Origin of the sequence: Caldisericum sp., from assembly GCF_049967455.1 — a bacterium.
GTDB lineage: Bacteria > Caldisericota > Caldisericia > Caldisericales > Caldisericaceae > Caldisericum > Caldisericum exile_A.
This window is the reverse complement of the sequence record NZ_JBMFSR010000025.1, coordinates 1-16,188: the sequence shown is the minus strand read 5'-3', so window position 1 is coordinate 16,188 and position 16,188 is coordinate 1. Positions and strand designations below refer to the sequence as shown.

15 protein-coding genes are annotated in these 16,188 nt (G+C 37.0%); 2 read left to right on the top strand and 13 right to left on the bottom strand.

Going from position 1 to position 16,188, the window contains the following annotated elements; all coding sequences use genetic code 11:
- Positions 1-310: 310 nt before the first annotated feature.
- The 12 genes from ACP5SP_RS05985 to ACP5SP_RS05930 form a co-directional block, all read right to left on the bottom strand.
- Positions 311-991: a hypothetical protein gene (locus ACP5SP_RS05985; protein ID WP_428076226.1), complete on the bottom strand. Its 681-nt coding sequence runs from the start codon at positions 989-991 to the stop codon at positions 311-313.
- Positions 992-1,179: 188 nt separating this feature from the next.
- Positions 1,180-2,244, bottom strand: a complete 1,065-nt coding sequence (buk, locus tag ACP5SP_RS05980) for a butyrate kinase (RefSeq protein ID WP_424597416.1) — start codon at positions 2,242-2,244, stop codon at positions 1,180-1,182.
- A 76-nt stretch (positions 2,245-2,320) separates the two neighbouring features.
- Complete coding sequence (locus tag ACP5SP_RS05975) at positions 2,321-2,821, bottom strand: hypothetical protein (RefSeq protein WP_424587197.1); 501 nt, start codon at positions 2,819-2,821, stop codon at positions 2,321-2,323.
- Positions 2,822-3,109: 288 nt separating this feature from the next.
- Positions 3,110-4,474: an 8-oxoguanine deaminase gene (locus ACP5SP_RS05970; RefSeq protein ID WP_416085227.1), complete on the bottom strand. Its 1,365-nt coding sequence runs from the start codon at positions 4,472-4,474 to the stop codon at positions 3,110-3,112.
- The gene (locus ACP5SP_RS05965) at positions 4,458-6,746 is read right to left on the bottom strand and encodes a xanthine dehydrogenase family protein molybdopterin-binding subunit (protein WP_428076224.1); all 2,289 of its coding nucleotides are present in this window, start codon (positions 6,744-6,746) and stop codon (positions 4,458-4,460) included. Before ACP5SP_RS05965 ends, ACP5SP_RS05970 begins: the two co-directional genes overlap by 17 nt.
- Positions 6,747-6,749: 3 nt before the next feature.
- Positions 6,750-7,625, bottom strand: coding sequence for an FAD binding domain-containing protein (locus ACP5SP_RS05960; protein WP_416085225.1), 876 nt, complete (start codon positions 7,623-7,625; stop codon positions 6,750-6,752).
- Positions 7,612-8,436, bottom strand: a complete 825-nt coding sequence (locus ACP5SP_RS05955) for an XdhC family protein (protein WP_416085224.1) — start codon at positions 8,434-8,436, stop codon at positions 7,612-7,614. The genes ACP5SP_RS05960 and ACP5SP_RS05955 overlap by 14 nt, the downstream gene beginning before the upstream one ends.
- On the bottom strand, positions 8,429-9,034 hold the full coding sequence (locus tag ACP5SP_RS05950) for a nucleotidyltransferase family protein (RefSeq protein WP_416085223.1): 606 nt from the start codon (positions 9,032-9,034) through the stop codon (positions 8,429-8,431). Before ACP5SP_RS05950 ends, ACP5SP_RS05955 begins: the two co-directional genes overlap by 8 nt.
- The gene (locus ACP5SP_RS05945; RefSeq protein WP_424587007.1) at positions 9,027-9,500 is read right to left on the bottom strand and encodes a (2Fe-2S)-binding protein; all 474 of its coding nucleotides are present in this window, start codon (positions 9,498-9,500) and stop codon (positions 9,027-9,029) included. Before ACP5SP_RS05945 ends, ACP5SP_RS05950 begins: the two co-directional genes overlap by 8 nt.
- A 4-nt stretch (positions 9,501-9,504) precedes the next feature.
- Complete coding sequence (gene preA / locus ACP5SP_RS05940) at positions 9,505-10,740, bottom strand: NAD-dependent dihydropyrimidine dehydrogenase subunit PreA (RefSeq protein ID WP_416085221.1); 1,236 nt, start codon at positions 10,738-10,740, stop codon at positions 9,505-9,507.
- Complete coding sequence (locus ACP5SP_RS05935; RefSeq protein WP_424587008.1) at positions 10,733-11,995, bottom strand: FAD-dependent oxidoreductase; 1,263 nt, start codon at positions 11,993-11,995, stop codon at positions 10,733-10,735. The genes preA and ACP5SP_RS05935 overlap by 8 nt, the downstream gene beginning before the upstream one ends.
- 507 nt (positions 11,996-12,502) lie before the next feature.
- Complete coding sequence (locus tag ACP5SP_RS05930) at positions 12,503-12,778, bottom strand: hypothetical protein (protein ID WP_428076221.1); 276 nt, start codon at positions 12,776-12,778, stop codon at positions 12,503-12,505.
- Positions 12,779-13,424: 646 nt separating this feature from the next.
- Between ACP5SP_RS05930 and ACP5SP_RS05925 the strand changes: the two genes are divergently transcribed.
- Complete coding sequence (locus ACP5SP_RS05925; RefSeq protein ID WP_428076219.1) at positions 13,425-14,318, top strand: polysaccharide deacetylase family protein; 894 nt, start codon at positions 13,425-13,427, stop codon at positions 14,316-14,318.
- Positions 14,319-14,374: 56 nt separating this feature from the next.
- On the opposite strand, the gene ACP5SP_RS05920 is transcribed toward ACP5SP_RS05925, so the two are convergent.
- Complete coding sequence (locus ACP5SP_RS05920; RefSeq protein ID WP_428067358.1) at positions 14,375-14,776, bottom strand: hypothetical protein; 402 nt, start codon at positions 14,774-14,776, stop codon at positions 14,375-14,377.
- Positions 14,777-14,829: 53 nt separating this feature from the next.
- On the opposite strand from ACP5SP_RS05920, the gene ACP5SP_RS05915 reads away from it, so the two are divergent.
- Entirely contained in the window at positions 14,830-16,089 is a 1,260-nt protein-coding gene (locus ACP5SP_RS05915; protein WP_428076217.1) for an Nramp family divalent metal transporter, read from the top strand.
- The last annotated feature ends 99 nt before the right edge of the window (positions 16,090-16,188 follow it).

Sequence of the window (16,188 nt, the reverse complement as noted above, 5' to 3'; positions counted from 1 at the left end):
GTCATTTCGACGAACGAAGTGAGGAGAAATCTCCATATTTTGAGGGGGCAAAACACCGCCCCCTCAATACTCCCCCGAAACTGAGGAGATTCCTCAGTCGCTTACGCTCCTTCGGAATGACATTGCGACGTCATTTCGAACAAATGTGAGAAATCTCCTCTTTTGGGGAAGTTCGAAGGGGGATGTTTACCCCTTCGAGTAATGGAGAAATCTCCTCCTTTTAGGGAAGTTCGAAGTGGGATGTTTACCCACTCAAATTTAAATTAAGGAGATATCTTACTTTGCTCGATATGACTTTTTAAACAAAAATTCAAAACGCCTCAAGAGGATTACTTTGCATTATTTCATCGACTACTTCAAATCCTTTAGGAAAGGCATAATTATAACGAGCAGGTAGCGCAAAAACATATTTTGAGTTCCTGCCAAGCTCTGTTGGTCCGATTGGTGCTGCACCTATGTGAAACTTTTCTTTTTTAAGGTCGTTCCACTGTGAAATAGTGAAAATCATAATAGGAATAACCTGAGTTGGCTCTTTTTCAGTCCACTCTGAGTCTCTTATTATCAAGATAGGACCAGTTTCAGCAATCTCATCACCACTTGCACCAAATTTGTAACCAGTCCATTTATCCTCTATTACCTTATAGCCGTTCCACGTCAAAGGCAAGTAAAAATTAAAACCATACTCATTATTTGTGTATTTAAGAGTTCTGAAGCATTCCTTAAATAGGCTGTTACTCACTTCAAGAATCTTAGAAATATTTACATTCCCTTTATATCCTTTAAGAGTCGAAGATATACCACCTTCTGCAGTTACCGTGATCATCCAGGTACAAAATCCCTGTTCTAAATCTTGTTTGCTCCAATCCACATAGGGTCCAAAAATCGGTAGTTCAAGTTTGTCGCGCATTGCATAAAGGGGATTTCCATATCCTACAAATATAACTGGATAAAATTTTTGTGGAAATTCATTAATCCAATCTTTTGGAAGCATATCTATTGCATCTTTATCAATCCAGATAGGGATAATATACCTACTTGTAATGGTTAAAAGCGATTCAAAATCATTTACCTTAAGAATCTCGGGATACGCTTTTAAATCATTATCGCTTAATACCCCACCGTTTTTAGGTGAAATATAAACATATTAGATACAAAATGTGTCGAAAAAGTTCCCTTCGTTTATTCATAAGTTTTTGCTTCTTCTTCACCCCTTAAAACCCGAAGGGCACCTTCCATAAGGGCTTTCATCTCAAACTCACCAGCGACGGTATAAACTGGCGCAATAAACTTTACATACTCTTTTATGTCGTTTACAAGTTTTTCTGACTTTGCCATACCACCTGTAAGAATCACCCCGTCAACTTCACCCTTAAGAACAACTGCCATTATACCAATCCACTTTGAAATCTGTAGCACCATTGCATCATATACAAGTTTTGCGTATTCATCACCTTGCTCAATTCTCGATAAAACTTCTTTTAAGGAATTTGTGCCGAGGTGTGACACAAATCCACCGTTTCCTGCAAGCATTTTAAGAATTTCTTCTTTAGTGTAATTTCCTGAGAAGCACATCTCAACAACAGAAACATTAGGCAAATCACCTGCGCGCTCTGGAGAAAATGGACCATCTCCATTTAAAGCATTATTAACATCAATGATCCGCCCTTTTCTGTGTGCTGCAACGGAAATCCCGCCACCAAGATGCGCAACCACAAAATTACACTCCTCATACTTCTTACCTAAGGATTTTGCAACTTCTCTTGAAACTGCCTTTTGATTCAAAGGATGATCTTTCGCCTGTCTCAAAATCCCCTTAAGCCCTGTTATTTTATTTACCATCTCCATCTCATCCACTACAACTGGGTCAACAATAAAGGCAGGGATATTGTATTGCCTCGCAAGTTCATATGCAATCGGTGCTCCAAGATTTGATGGATGTGCTCCATACTTAAGAGAAAGCATATCCTGGACCATTTTTTCATTTACTATGTAAGTGCCAGAGGGAACTGGGTGAATATTCCCACCTCTTGCGGAGATACAGGCAAATTCACTTAGGTCAAATCCTGCCTCTTTAAGAGCTTTAAGGATTGTTTCTTTTCTAAATTCAAGCTGATCTGAAATCTTTTTAAATGGTGCAAGTTCTTCTTTCGAGTGTTCAATTGATTTTGAAAACAATTCTTTATCCATATCATAAACTGCTATTTTTGTAGAAGTTGAGCCAGGATTTATAACTAAAATTTTCACAAAAATCCTCCTTATCTTATGCTTTTAAATAATTTTACAAAAAAGCTTCAAAAAAACAAGAAAAAATTTCAAAATTCTACTTTTCAAAACTTTCAATTAAAACATACCAATCTTCAAATGGATAATACCTTCGATAAAGTGGATATATGGTAAATTCATAAATTTCCTTAGGTTTAATTTCCGCTCCTCTATCGTCCATCACCTTTACTGCATGATAAAAAGGTCCTGACATTGACTGCTTTTCAAGATAGATAATTGTATTAACTACATAAGGTTCATTAATATAACCTCTAATGTGAAGAGGTTGAGGAAGTGCATATTCTTCTATTCTCATATTTTGATACTTCTTTAAATCTTCGTAAAGTTTCGAAAGGTGGGCTTCTACTTGAGCCTTATTTTGAAGATCTGGTAGCACAAGATAATTTTCAAGTCTCCCAATATCAAGTTTTATGCCTGTAATAGTTGCCTCAACACAACCCTCCTTCAATTTTTCAGTATAGTTTCCTTTTGGTTTAGTGCATCCCAAAGCCACCACAAAGACTGAAAGAATCAAGGTTAATATGATTTTCTCCCTCACACCCATCACCTCCAACTTATTAGATATCTTAAAATCGGGAAATGTTCCCAAAGATTATTATGTTTCAGAGGTGAAAAATGAAAATAAAGGATGCCTCCCATTTTTAAATACTCTTGTTAAATGCTCAACAACAATCGCTTTATCAATCTTATTAATCCTTCAAGATACAAGATATTTAACGCTCGAATTTGTTAATAAAATATTAAGGTTTTTTCATAAGAAATTTGTATAATATCGAAACAAATTAAAAAGGGGGCTTAATGCCCCCAAATTTAAATATTCTTTCTTTTATTCCATTGACAATAACTTTTTTGAAATCTCGTTTTGTTTTTGTATGTATGTTTCCTCATCAATGTGAACAAAATGCCCATCTTCAATAACTACATTTCCATTTATCATTGAAAAATCAACACCTTTTGCATCACAAAAGACAAGCGCACCAAAAGGATCAGATAACCCACCTGCAAATTCAAGGCGGTCATCAAGTTTAAACCCTATGATGTCGGCAGCCTTACCTACTTCAATTGAACCAATTTCTTTTTCCATTCTGAACACAGATGCACCACCTAAGGTTGCCAATTTGAGAGCCTCTCTTGCAGTTAATGCACTTTCACCAAAGGCAACTCTCTGAAGAAGCATTGCATTTCTTATTTCAAGTAGGAAATTTCCAGTATCATTTGAGGAACTTCCATCAACTGCAAGCCCAATACGCATATTTGTATTTTTCATCTTAAAAACAGGCGAAATGCCAGAGCCAAGACGCATATTTGATGTGGGACAGTGTGCCATTCCAACACGGGCATCGGAAAGTTTCTTAATGTCAGCATCTGTTAAATGCACAAGATGGGCAAACCATACTCTATCTGAAAGCCATCCTAACTCTTCCATATAGTCAACAGGGCGTTTCCCAAATTTTTCAAGGCAAAATTCATCTTCATCTTTTGTTTCTGCAAGATGGGTGTGGAGAAGCAGGTCGTGTTTTTCTGCAAACTCTCTTGTAAGAATCATTAGCTCTTTTGTAACAGAAAAAGGAGAACATGGTGCAAGAGCAACTCTACTCATGGAAAATGGTTTTGGGTCATGATAGAGTTTTATAACCCTTTCATAGTCCTTTAAAATTTCTTCTTCTGTTTGCACAACAGAATCAGGAGGAAGACCTCCATCCTTTTTAGATAGAGACATGCTTCCCCTTGTTCCATAAAATCTTACGCCTGTTAATTTTGCACCCTCAACTTCTGCATCATAGAGATTTGGATGTCCTTTTGGAAATAAATATAGATGATCGGTTGTTGTCGTAACACCTGATTTCATCATCTCAAGAATTGCAACAATTGATGATACATATACCGCTTCCTCGTCAATATACTTCCAACGCTCATAGAGATAAACAAGCCAATCAAAGAGTTTTGCATCTTGCACAGCAGGAACCGCCCTAAAAAGAGATTGATAAAAGTGGTGGTGCGTATTTACAAACCCAGGAAGCATAACCATCCCTTTTGCATCAATTACTTTATCAAATGCATCCTGAGGAGGTTCGTTAACCCCAATTGCCTTTATGATGTTATCTTCAATCTCGATCCACGCATTCTTTAATTCTCTTCCGTTATTATCAAAGGTTGCAAGTGCATCGATATTCTTAATCAATGTCCTCATTTTGGCTCTCCTTAATTGCAAAGTAGACAACTTCTGGAGTTGCAGGAATTCTAAAGATTCTTGCACCTGTTGCATCATAAATCGCATTAGTTATTGCGGGTGCTGTTGCAACCATTACAGTTTCAGCAATACCTTTGGATCTAAATGGACCAGTGTCCTCTGGGTTTATAACCGGAATTGCCTCAATTCGTTTGGGTACATCCTTAATCGTTGGAATAATATATGTTGAGAAGTTAGGATTCTTTACAATACCATTTTCAATAATAGTGTGTTCCATAAGACCATAACCCATACCCATCACAAAACCACCTTCAACCTGCGCTTCATAACCTTGTCTATTTATGATAACACCACCATCAACCGCCTCTGCACCTTCGATTACGGTTACTTCCCCTGTAAGTGTGTTAACTTCAACATAGGCTGCATGTGCTGAAAATGCAAATATATGGTGTGGAAGCCCAAAGGCATTTTCGAGCTTCATATCCGAAGTTGGGACAAGGAAATACCCCTCAGTTTCAGGAAGATTTCCGCTCTCTTTAAAAGTATGAGCAAGTTCTTCATAGGATATTTTGTTTCCAGTTTCTTTGTCTACAACATATCCAAAATCAAAATCAAGTCTTTCTGGGTCTACTTTTAGTAATTCGGCTGCTTTTTCCTTCAGAATTTCCTTCATTTTATCTGCCGCAATAACGGCTGCCTTACCGCCTGTATAAACTCCACGTGAGGCGCTTGTTGGTCCTGAATCTGCTGTAAGGAAACTATCACCCAATACAACCTTTACTTTTTCAATCGGGACACGCATTGATTCTGCAACAATCTGTGCATAGGAAGTACCGATACCCTGTCCATAATCAACTGTTCCTATCCTTACAGTAAATCCACCATCCTCGTTCATGTTGAGTATTGCACCACCATAGTCAGGAATACCAACACCAAGCCCAGTCCCTTGATATGTTAGCGCCATCCCAACACCACGCTTAAGCCATGGTTTCGGCTGTACTTTTATTAAAGTATCTCTATTTTTCCAGATATAGGATTCTTTTAATGCATCAAGGACAAGTTCAGTTCCAACTGATGTTGTAAGAACATTACCAATAGAGGTTCTATCACCTTTTCTTAGCGCATTCTTTTTTCTAAGTTCAATTGGGTCAATGCCTAATTTTCGAGAGGCAATATCCATTATTGTTTCAATTGCAAATGCAGTTTGAGGTGCACCAAATCCACGGAACGCACCTGCAATACCGTTATTTGTAAATACTGCATAGCCATCTACATGGACATTATCAACTCGATATGGACCACAGGCATGCTCCACTGCCAAATTTAATACAGGACCACCTAATGAGGAATATGCACCTTTATCCTCAACAAGATATGCATCAACACCAAGAAGTGTTCCATCTTTCTTGAATGCTACTTTATAACGCATCTTGAAGGGATGTCTTTTCCAGTATGCAATAATTGATTCTTCTCTTGAAAGAGTAATTTTCACAGGGCGTTTTGCCTTTATCGCAAGAAGAGCAAGAATAGGTTGTATTGAAAGTTCGTCCTTACGACCAAAGGCTCCACCAACAGGATAGGAAACAACATGGATTTTCTTTGGATTCCAGTTGAGGCATCTTGCAAGCTGGAGTTGGTCTCTTTGGGGATATTGAGAGCCTACATAAACGTGTAAAATGCCATCTTCATCTACATAGGCTACGCCGCCTTCGGTTTCAAGAGGTGTATGATCTTGCCTTCCTGTAAAGAATGTTTCTTCAATTACTAAATCAGCCTCTTTAAAGGCAGTCTCTACATCTCCTCGGGTTATCTCGGTATGTAAATGTATGTTTCCCTCTTCGTGAATTTTTGGTGCATCCTCTTTCATTGCCTCTTCTGGATCATCTACAATAGGTAGAGGTTCGTACTCCACTTCAATGAGTTTTATTGCCTTTTCTGCAATATCCTCAGTTTCTGCTGCAACAGCTGCAACTGCATCACCAATATAACGCACCTTGTCCTTACAGAGCACAGGCATATCAGGAACAACAATACCAAAACCATTTACGCCAGGTACATCCTTATGTGTAATTACAGTAACAACCCCTGGAAGTGCTTCAGCCTTTGATGTATCTATTTTTAAAATCTTTGCATGTGGGTACTTAGCTCTCAAGATCTTTCCAAACACCATATTTGGGAGTTTAAGATCAGACATATATTTAATTTTTCCTGTTGCCTTTTCAAGTGCATCAATGCGAGGTATTGGCTTTCCTATATATCTCATTTCTTCCATTTCTTACCTCCTAAACCCATTTAAAAAGAGGTCTGCAAGCCCTTCATATACAATGTTTATAGAGACATCACGCCTATATTCAAGAGAACCCCTTACATCAGTTATAGGAGAAACCTCTCTATAAACTAATCTTGAAATGTACATAATCTTGTCAAGAGAATCGAGAGTCTCGCTTAAAATGGCATTTTCAACAATCTTTGCTCTAACAACCGTTGGAGCAACAGCACCTAAGGCAACAAATGCCTTTGAGAATTTATTTGGTACGCTATCCTTAGTAAGCCTTACTGCAGCATTTACAACAGAAATTGCGGTACCCTTTCTTTGACCTACCTTTCTAAAGAAGCCGATGTCTTTTTCCTGCATCTTATCTAATTCAATACCGATAATGATCTCATTATCTTTAATTGCGGTTTTTCCTGGGCCAAGGAAAAAGTCTTCAATTGGCACAGATCTAACACCATCAACACTTTTTAGATGAAGTTTTGCAAGAAGGACAAAAAGCGCTGGGATTGAATCTCCCGCAGGAGAAGCATTCGCAACATTTCCCCCAATTGTTCCAATATTCCTTATTTGAGGCGAGCCAATGGATTTAACTGCATCATACAGAATTGGAGCCTTATCTTTAATCAAAGAATTCTCAAGAATTTCTGTGTGGGTTGTTCCTGCGCCAATATAAATCATGTCGCCTTTATCCTCTATCCCTTTTAACTCTTCTAACCTTGAAACATCAAGCAACATATCTTCGTTTACCTGATCCTGCTTCAGACGAACAACAAGGTCTGTCCCGCCTGCAATAACTCTAATACTGCCTTTTAATTCATTTTTAATTTGAAGTGCTTCTTCTAATGTTTTTGGAAAAAAATAATCAAGTTCTTTCATGTGCACTCCTTTCTGTTAAAACTTTATCTATATAGCCCTTTTTAAGGGCAATAATTTCGCCCAAAATTGCAATCGCAATCTCAAACGGAGTCTCAGAACCAATAGCAAGACCAACAGGTGCAAAGATCTTATCTAAAAATTCTTTTGACACTCCTAATTCCGTAGCCTTTTCAAAGCATTTATTTCTTCGATTGAGGCTTCCTATCATCCCTATATAAGTATATGACACATTCTTGTCATAAAGACCTTTTAGAATATAAGGGTCATTTTCGCCACCTGGAGTTAAGATAACAACCTCTGCACCATCACGAATGGGAAGTTCAGAAACTCTTTTATAAATTCCTTCACCATTGAAGATTGTTGTATTAGGGAAATTTTCTTCATTTGCAAAGTCAGGACGCTCATCAATAACCACAAAATCATACTCTTTTGAGACCTTAGCAACTTCGTAAAGTGCCTTTCCAAGATGTCCTGCTCCAAAGATCACCATTTGTCTTTTTGTGCCAACATATTCAAAGTACAATTCAACCTCCCCACCACAGACCATTCCCAAAGAAAGGGGATCGCCTTCTTTAAGGACATATTTTTTGTAGTAAGTACCTTTAGTTTTAAAAAGTTCTTTCGCAATTTCGATTGCATCTTTTTCAAGTGTGCCACCACCAACTGTCCCATAGAATGAGCCGTCTTTAAGGACAATCATCTTGAAGCCCTTTTTCCCTGCGGTTGATTCTTCTGCATTCACAACCACAACAAAAACAAATTCCGTACCCTTCTTTATAAGTTCTGCCATCTTTTCGTATACATTAATCATATGAGCCTCCCTCTAAAAATCGGAGAATTTTTTCATAATCCTCTTTTGTATCCATATCAATGGTAACTTCAATTGGCGCATCAACATAATCAACTTTTTCTTTGAATGAATCAAAAACTTCCTTTAAAGTTTCATACTTACCTGAAAGTATTGCATCTTTTACAAACTTTGGAAACAAAACCGGATGTCCACCTTTCTTGTTATAAGAGGGAATAACAATATGCTCAAAATCAAATTCATTAAGCAATCTTTTAATAATATCACTATTTATAAGAGGATTATCAACAAGCCCAAGAAGAACATTATCAAATGTAGCAGATTCAACGCCTTTTACAACCGAAGAAAACATTCCTTCTTCATATTTTTCGTTATAAACGACCTTTAATTTATCCGTTTGAAACAAACTTTTTATAATTGATTCAAGTTTTTGACCATTAAAGCCAACAACCACAATAAGTTCATCAATAGGAGTATCCAAGTACTCTTCAATGAGTTTTTCGATAACAAGTTTATTATTGAGGGAGAGAAGCGCTTTCATCTCCCCCATTCTTTCCGATTTTCCAGCAGATAATAGAACTCCTGAAATGTATTTATCCATTTAATTTTTCTGAAGCCTTTTTAACTGCATTAATGATCTTTATGTATCCAGTGCATCTACAGAGATTGCCAGAAAGCCCTTCTCGGATATCATCTTCTGTTGGATGAGGATTTTTAGAAAGAAGATCGTAGGCAGATACAACAAAACCGGGTGTGCAAAAACCACACTGAACGGCGCCTTCCTCGACAAACGCCTCCTGTATAGGATGGGGGTTTTCAAAAGTTCCAATTCCCTCAACTGTTATAACCTCTGCGCCATCAACCTTTGGGGCAAGAACAAGGCAAGAGTTGACAGTTCTTCCATTGAAAATTACAGTGCAAGCTCCACATTCTCCTTTTCCACATCCTCTTTTAGTACCAGTTAAACCAAGTTTTTCACGAATTATCTGAAGAAGTGTAAGGTTAGTCGGTACCGTAAGGTTATACTCCTTGCCATTTAATTTAAAATTAATACTTACCTCTTTCAAGTTTTCACCTTCTTTCTGCAAAGTAATGAACCTTTGAATCAAATTTTTCTCTCATCCTTATTGCATCAACAGGGCAAACCTGCATACACATTGCACAACCAGTACATTTGTCCTCATTCACTGTCGGCTTACGCAATTCTGAATCCCAAGAAATTGCCATATGTCCACCATCGTTACAGGCTGCAAAGCAAAGACCACAGCCAATGCATTTATCGTAGTTAATCTCTGATTTTGTTTCTGGTTTAACAAGATCTTCCTGGTTCTTTATGTTCTTCAATGCCTTGCCAACAATCTCCATTGGACTTGTGAATCCCATTTCCTTAAGATAGTGTTCAAGACCACTTCTAAGGTCTCTTATTGTTCTAAAGCCATAGTGCATTGGAAGCGTGCAGAATTGGACATTTGATGCACCAACTGCCATAAATTCAACGGCATCGCGCCAATTAAAAGCACCACCATTACCGGAAATTACAATATCCACATTCTTTGCGATTTCTGCAATTGTCCTTAAAGTTATAGGCTTAATTGCAGGACCAGACAAACCAGAATATGCACCCTCACCAAAAAGTGTTGGATATGGTTCAAATGTATAGATATCTACACCTGTAAGAGATGGAATTGTATTTGAAGCTGTAATACCATCTGCACCACCTCTTTTAACTGCCTTTGCAACCTCCACAATATCGGTCACTTGTGGAGTTATTTTAATTAGAACTGGTGTTGTATCAGCTGCTTCCTTTACCCAACGCGTAACTTTTTCAGTTGCTTCAACGCTCTGCGCAAGCATCTTTCCAGGCTCTTCGCCCATACTTCCTTGAGGGCAACTAAAGGAACATTCAATGAGATCTGCACCTGCCTTCTTTAATCTCCATACAAGTGTTTGCCAATCTTCCTTTGATGCTCCCATAATAGATGCGGCAATCATTTTATTCGGAAACTTCTTTTTAAGGTATCGAACTCTTTCTTCAACTACATCAATATGATGATGTGAAATAAGGTCAATGTTCCCAAGCCCAACGACCTTCTTGCTCATTGGTCCAAAAGATGACATCATCGGATTTTTAAGCTCGACGGGGTTTCCTTCAACGGATGTTGTTTTAAGAATAACCCCAGCCCAACCTGCTTCAAGCCCTCTTTCTGCCATTTCAAGTTCATCAGTTGGAGGCGCAGCAGAAAGAATGAATGGCGAATCAAGATGAATGCCTAAAAAGTCAATTGATATATCGACTTTCTTAAACATTTTTCCCTCCTTCAATGTATTTTAAAATTGACTGTGCTGCCTTCTTACCATCCGAAACGGCTTCTACAATCGTCGAAGCACCTCTTACAATATCACCACCTGCAAATACTCCATGTTTAGAGGTTTCAAGATTTTCATTAACTTTAATTAGCCCATTATTTGTTTTTTCAAGTTCAGAGAATACATCAGATGGTTTCTGTCCTATTGCTATTACGATACTATCAAAAGGAATGAAGAAATCAGAATTTGGCACTTCTTCAAATGTACGCCTACCACTTGCATCTGGTTCACCAAGACGAGCTCTCCTTAAGACAAGTCCTTCAACTTTTTCAGTGCCCTTAATTTCAATCGGTATTGCGAGGAATTGGAATGCAACTCCCAGTTCAAGGGCTTCCTCAATTTCATCTTTAAAAGCTCTTAATTCCTTTAAGCCTCTACGATAAACAACTTCAACATCTCTTGATGGATCTTCTCTCTTTAATGCGGCAGCCACTTCCACTGCAACGTTTCCGCCACCTATTACACCAATCCTTTTTCCTAAGTTTGTTTTCATACCAGATTTTATAGTTTTTAGAAGCTTCCTTGCTGTATAAACACTTTGAAGATTTACACCCTTTACATCAAGTTCAAGTTCCTCGGTCAAGCCTGTTCCTATAAATACAGCGTCAAATTCATTTCCAAGCTCATTTAGACTTGTAATCTTCTTGTCCCTTACTTCCGCATCAAACAACTCAAGGATCTGTTTCGCTTCGCCTCTTGAAATTTCATCGGAAAGTCGCTCTTTGGAAATTTCTTGCACTGGGATTCCACCAAGTTCTTTCTTCTCAAAGATGACAGATTTAATACCATATCTACGTAGTTCTCTTGCACAGGCAAGTCCTGCAGGACCACCGCCAATAATTGCAACCTTCTTTCCATTCAATGGCGGCAAATCAAGTTCAAGATCTTTTAGTTTTACATTGTCAGTTACAAATTTGTGAAGTTCTCTAATTTTGATTGGGGAATCAATCTTTGCTCTTGTGCAAACAGATTGGCAAAATTGCTCCTCAGGGCACACCTCTCCACAAACCTCAATTGATGGATTTGCAAGGCTCACAAGCTCTCTTGCACCTTTAATATTTCCACTTCTGATTGATTGGATAAACTCAGGCACGGGTACATGTGCAGGACATGCCTTTTCACATGGTGCATCATAGCAATAGAGACATCTTTCTGCTTCAATCAAAGCCTGTGTTTGATCGAGTTTCTTTTCCACTTTTTACCTCCTTTGATTTTTCTTCTCATAAATATATTATAATAATTCTCTGCTATTTTGTTAAAGAGGGTTAATAAAACTCATCTCACTTTGTTAAAAGTAATTGAGGATAATGTAAAAGAAGGGAGATTTTTGGACTGAATTAAAAAATCATCACTTATAAATTTCTTTCTCATTTACTTATCCTTTTAACACCGAAACAAAACGAAACCCTTTGTTTAAGAAAGCTTGCAATCCTCTCAGATCTTGAAGTTAAATCTCAACCATTAGCAAATAATTCAATTCAATCCATATTAAGGGCTTTTCAAATAATATTTTATCATCTTCAGTGGTGGTTTCTTACTATTTTTTTCACTGTTGCAATTAGTATTTATAGGCTTAACCATTAAAAAGGTTTACCATTTTAAAAATTTTACATAAGTTATTACTGCAATTTCGCTTCTTATTAAATTAACTGTGTTGTTGATGTTATTAATTCTTTAAAAGCTCCAATTAAAAAGAAAATTATTAAACATCAAATTCCTCAAGGTAGATTTGCAATAACTGGTTTTGCGCTTGTTTAGCCTCTTTTGAGAAATTTTTAAATTTAAAGTCGGATAAAAAACTGAAAAATTTGCAAGGTATTTTCCATTTTCGTTGCGCTATGAAGTTTCTTTTTGAAAAACCAACATCATTAGAAATAGAAGGAATAACATCCTGCAGACTACACCAATTAGTCATTCCATACGTAGTAAGGAGACTCCTCTTTTGGGGAAATAGGAGAGGGAGGTATATTTTTCCCATTAAAATAGGAGATTCCTCAGGCTAAAGCCTTCGGAATGACAAACAGAAATAACCTTCAGATTAAACATAACCAGTCATTTCGAACGAAGTGAGAAATCTCCTCCTTTTAGGGGGAGTTAGAGGGGGAGAATTTCAAATCCCCCTCTAAATAAGGTATTCCTCGTGGCTACGCCACTTCGGAATGACAAATGAAAATTCACTTCGGAATGACACAATCTGTCATTTCGAACGAATGTGAGAAATCTCCTCTTTCTGGGGTAGTTCGAAGGGGGATTTTTACCCCTTCGATTAATAGAAATCTCCATATTTTGAGGGGGCAACAACCCCCCTCAATACTCCCCCAAAACTGAGGAGATTCCTCGTGGCTACGCCACTTCGGAATGACACGGAAAAATTGACTTCGGAATGACAATTATTTTGAGGGGGCAATAAATCGCCTCCTCAACACTCCACAAAATAATAATTTTGCCTTTGGGGGTAAGTTAGAAAGTGGGCACCCCCCTTTCTAATGGTTGATGGGGGACTCTCATTCTTTCGTTTATTAGAAAACATTCATCGTTTTAATAAACATGTAGTCAACAATTTTCAAAGAATATTTTTTGAAACAGGAAACTTTTCAGTATAATTTTGTATCTAATATATGAAAATGAAAAAATTTATTACGATTTTATTTGTGTTAATCTTTTTTTTGTCATTTTATGGAAATGCTCTATCAAATGAATCCATGAGTTTTTCAAACGTTCCGGTTTCTTATTTTGAGAATGCGGTTTACAACATTGGAAGAATTTACGGCATCAAAGAAGATAAAACAATCCTTAACGAATATAATTCGCTCTTTTCTTCAAAGGATACTTTTGTGCTTGTGCTTATGTATCACAACATCTATACCAATAAGAGAATCAATTCATACGATGTAAGTCTTGAAGATTTTAAAAAGCACATAGAAATTCTTAAGAGTTATGGATTTGAAAGCATCAAACTTGATGACCTTTATGAATTTCTAATGTTTAACAAAAAGATCCCGAAAAGAAGCGTTATTTTTACATTTGACGACGGATTTAAAAGTGTCGTCCTTGCTTCATCTGTTCTTAAAGGAAATGGCTTTACAGGTGTTGCATCTCTTATTACAGGATACATTGGTTCCGTTTGGGAAGTAAATGAAAATGAGATAAAAACACTTCTAAATAATGGTTTTGAAATTTCGCTTCACTCCCACAAACTCCACAATATTTACCAAAAACTTCTTAAAGAGAAAAAGTATAAAGATATTGAGGTTGATATTAATCAGTCAAAAGAAGATGCGATTAACATTCTCCATATTTCACCTATTGCATTTACTTACCCGCAGGGAGCCTTCGATAAAACCATAGAAGAGATACTCAGGAAAAATGGTTTTAAGATTGGCTTTGGGCTCTATGGTAAATTAATAAATAAATATGGAGATAATCCTTTTTATGTAAGTAGGGTTGAAATTTCAGAAAGACTCAAAACATCAAACCCTATGGTATTTAAAAAATTCATTGAGAAATTAATAAAATAAAGTCTAAAAAAGGTTCTCGTTAGAGAGTCTAATAAATCACTTTGAAAAGTAGTTTATTACCCTTGAGGATTATCTTTTTCCTCTTGAGGAGTTTCTTCGTTTGGCTTTGTCAAATCTTTTGGCTCAAGAGGTGCTGCCTCTTTCATCTCTTCTTCTGTTGCGCCAACCTTTTTCAAATCCTCATTTAATTTTGCAATCTCTTCGTTAACTCTTGCAATTTCAGAATCAAGTGCTTCAATTTCATCCACGATCTTTTTAAGACTTTCTTTCAGTTCTTCTTTAAAAGTTCCTGCCTTCAATTCGCTAAAGAAAACCTTTCCGAGTTCTTTGAAAAGACCGTCTTTCTTCAAATTGTTGTTTACAATCTGAGTTTTAAGTCCCGCAATTTTAGCTAAGATTCCCGCCTTTTCGGTTGCTTCTTTTGCACCCTTTTTAAGTTTGTCAAAGAAATCTTCCATCTTACACCTCCAAACTATTATACCCTTTTATCGGTTTTTTGTATAATTTAAAAATGGAAAACATAAAAAGGCTTTTTCAAAATCACAAACCAAGATTAGAGGCATTTGAGATTCTTAAGTATATTGGTCCTGGTTTCCTCGTTACAGTTGGTTTTATTGATCCTGGAAACTGGGCTTCAAATGTTGCCGCAGGGTCAATGTATGGATATAAACTGCTTTGGATGGTCACTCTCTCAACGATTATGCTTATCATTTTACAACACAATGCAGCCCATCTTGGCATTGCAACAGGTCTATGCCTTGCGGAATCCTTTAACAAATTTTATAAAAAACCTATATCAACTTTTCTTCTTGTAGCAGGATATCTTGCAACCATTTCAACAACTCTTGCAGAAGTTTTAGGTGCCTCTATTGGCTTAAAGATGCTTTTTAGAATTCCTATTAAGTTTGGTGCTATAATTACAAGCATTCTTATTTTATTTTTGGTTTTAACAAATTCATATACAAAAATTGAGCGCATTATTATTGGATTTGTGAGTCTTATTGGATTGTCTTTTCTTATTGAGCTTTTTATGGTGGGTGTTGATGTTAAAAGTGCACTCTTAGGGTGGATTGTGCCGTCAGTTCCAACAGGATCGGAGCTTGTGGTAATGAGCGTATTAGGGGCAGTTGTAATGCCACATAATCTATTTCTTCACAGTGAAATCATACAGAGCAGACAATGGAACTTACAAGATGAAAAAACCATACAAAAACAGCTCTCATTTGAGTTTCTTGACACCATTTTTTCGATGTTTATTGGATTTCTTATAAATTCTGCAATGATAATAGTTGCGGCACAAGTTTTCTTTAAGTATGGAATTAAAGTATCTGAGTTAGAGACAGCACAGGCAACCTTAAAGCCTCTATTAGGTAATTTTGCATCAATTGTTTTTGCGATTGCCTTGCTTTTCTCTGGCATTTCCTCCTCAATTACTGCTGTAATTTCATCTGGGATTATCGTTTCGGGGGCCTCAAATGAGCCTTTTGATACCAAAGATAACCACTCAAGGATTGGTATTATATCAGCACTTGTATTTGCAACACTTATAATTTTCTTTTTAAAGGATACTTTTAAAGGGCTCATAATAAGTCAAGCCATATTGAGTATTGAACTTCCTTTTACAGTTTTAGGACAGATAACTCTTACTTCAAGCGAGCTTGTTATGGGTAAATACAAAAATCGTGGCATAGAGAAAGCTTTGTTAGTTTTAACATTTGCAGTTGTTACGATTCTCAATTTGCTTTTGCTTCTTAATATTGGAAAAATATAAACTGAGGAGATTCCTCGTGGCTACGCCACTTCGGAATGACACAAAAAAATCGGCTTCGGAATAACTGCTTTTTGGTCATCTCGAACGAATGTGAGAGAT